The sequence below is a fragment of the Psychrobacter sp. Ps6 genome, assembly GCF_022129235.1.
Taxonomy (GTDB): domain Bacteria; phylum Pseudomonadota; class Gammaproteobacteria; order Pseudomonadales; family Moraxellaceae; genus Psychrobacter.
The window spans coordinates 1-2,206 of record NZ_JADQAI010000070.1; the positions used below are offsets into that span (position 1 = coordinate 1).

General features: G+C 31.9%; 1 protein-coding gene. It reads right to left on the minus strand.

What is annotated here, in order from left to right:
* On the minus strand, window positions 1–2,206 hold a 2,206-nt coding region (locus I3255_RS13785), incomplete at both ends, for a sensor domain-containing diguanylate cyclase (RefSeq protein ID WP_238039317.1).

The window sequence follows — 2,206 nt, forward strand, 5'->3', positions numbered from 1 at the left end:
CTGCGCCAACTAATTTATGAGTACATGTATCTACTTTAGGCTGATAAAATAATTCATATCGCTCAGTTCCTAGCGATTCTCGTAGTTGCATCTCAAGTTGTAACCGTTTGGTTGAACGCTCTGCCATTTCTATATCAAAGTAACAATCTCTATTACGTCCGCGATCTTTAGCTTCATAAAGAGCAATATTTGCGTATTTAATCAAACTATCGGTTGTTGTTGCATCTTGAGGGTATCGAGCGATCCCTATACTGATATTAATGGATAAACTCTTATGCTGAATCTGTATTGGTTGGCTAATATACTCATGAATTTGTTGGCAAAAGCGCTGAAAGTCAGGAATAACGGCCAAGTTTGTTAAAAATAGTACAAATTCATCACCGCTGACTCTTGCTATAATGCCTGACTGAGCAAAAATTTGTAGCCGTTGTGCAATGATTAATAGAATTTCATCACCGCATTCCATACCCAATGTTTCATTTACTGTTTTAAAATTATCTAAATCTATATCTAATAAAATAGCCGGTGTTTCTGAGGATTGAATATAGTTAGCTATTTTATTAGTAAGATGAACTCGATTAGGTAGACTAGTCTTATCATCATAATGTGCTAAACGTTTAAGTTTTTCTTCTGCTATAATTTGTTCGGTAATATTTCTAGTAATTGAAACATAATGAGTGATATCCCCATTGTTATTTTTAATTGGTGATATTTTCTTATGTTCGTAGATAGTGTTATGGTTATTATCAAGATAATCAACAATATATTGGATTGTTTCACCGCGTTGTATTTTTTTATGTAATTGTTCTAGCTCTAAATCTGGAATATTATAAGGTTCTAACAATACTTCAGCTTTGGTTCCAACCAATTCATAAGAGCACTTGTTTTTGGCTAGTTCAAACGATTTGTTGACATACTCAATGATGCCATCAAAAGAAATAATAACAATACCATCATCACTTTGTTCAATAACTTGGGATAGATTTCTTATTTTATTTTCTCGTTGTACCCAATAAGTGATATCTTTTATATTGAATAGAAATTCATCTTGGTTAGTGGAATCAATTTTAGATACCATCAGTTCAATATGTCGAATTGATATTGTATTAAGAATTGTTTTTGCTTTAAAAATAGTATGCTTAGAATTGGGTTTTTCTGCACTTACAAGGTTAAATAATCGTAGTATTTCTGCGGTTACGGTTTTGTCAGTCGTGATGGAAAGGATAGATTGTCCAACGCTGTCTGTTGTAATATTAAAGATACTGCATGCTGCATAGTTTAATGATTTTATTTGTTTCTTACCGTTGATTAAAATTAATCCATCAGCTGTATTCCTTATTACTGATGAGTATCGGTCTAAAATATTATCGCGTTCCTTTCTTAGTTTCTTTTCATATAAGAGTTGTTGCGAAAAGTGCCAAGCAAGAACGATACAAGCTGAAAAAAGTGACATAATAAAGACAACGAAAGCAATGATCTTAATAATTCTTTGTTGCGAATATAAGAGATGATTCACTTCTTGGTGAATATCTGTTTTGGTAATAATAACCCAAGGAAAGTTTACTGAGGGAATGTTTGAGTTTGAAGCAGTTATATTAATTAATGAAAAATTTGTAAAAGTGAAAAGTTGACCTTCTATCGTGAATTGTCCTTGTTTATTATTTTTAATTAAATCCCATTCTTTTTTATATAGGTCGCTAAACTTCTCTTTTGTCATTGAATATGGCCAAAGTTCATTTTCAGCTTTAACTATTAAGTTGCCATTTTCATCAAGTATGAAGTTTTTTCCATTAGTCCAAGAATAATCTTTCGAAAAATCATTTAAAAAGGTGTTTAGCCGATAAGAAAGAAGAATAGAAGAGAACTTGTTATGACCTATGGTTAACATGAAATTGTATAGAATTTCATTTTCATAGTATAAGAAGGGCGAAACAAGAATTGAGCGCTCCGGAATGTTCTTTATTATCGTTTGATAGTGTCGATAAATATCTTGGGGTGGAAGATTCTGTTGTGACTTAAGCGAGTTAGTTTGGATTATGGGATAGGCTTTCTTATCCAATAAAGCAATAGAAAAATATTCAGGAGTATTAATCATCAGTTGGTTAAATGTTTTGCGTATCTCTTCAACTGAGAGCTTGTTGCCATGCTGTGGCTGAATTTTTCCTGAAAGGTAAGTTAAATCATGAATAGTCGATTTAAAATGCAA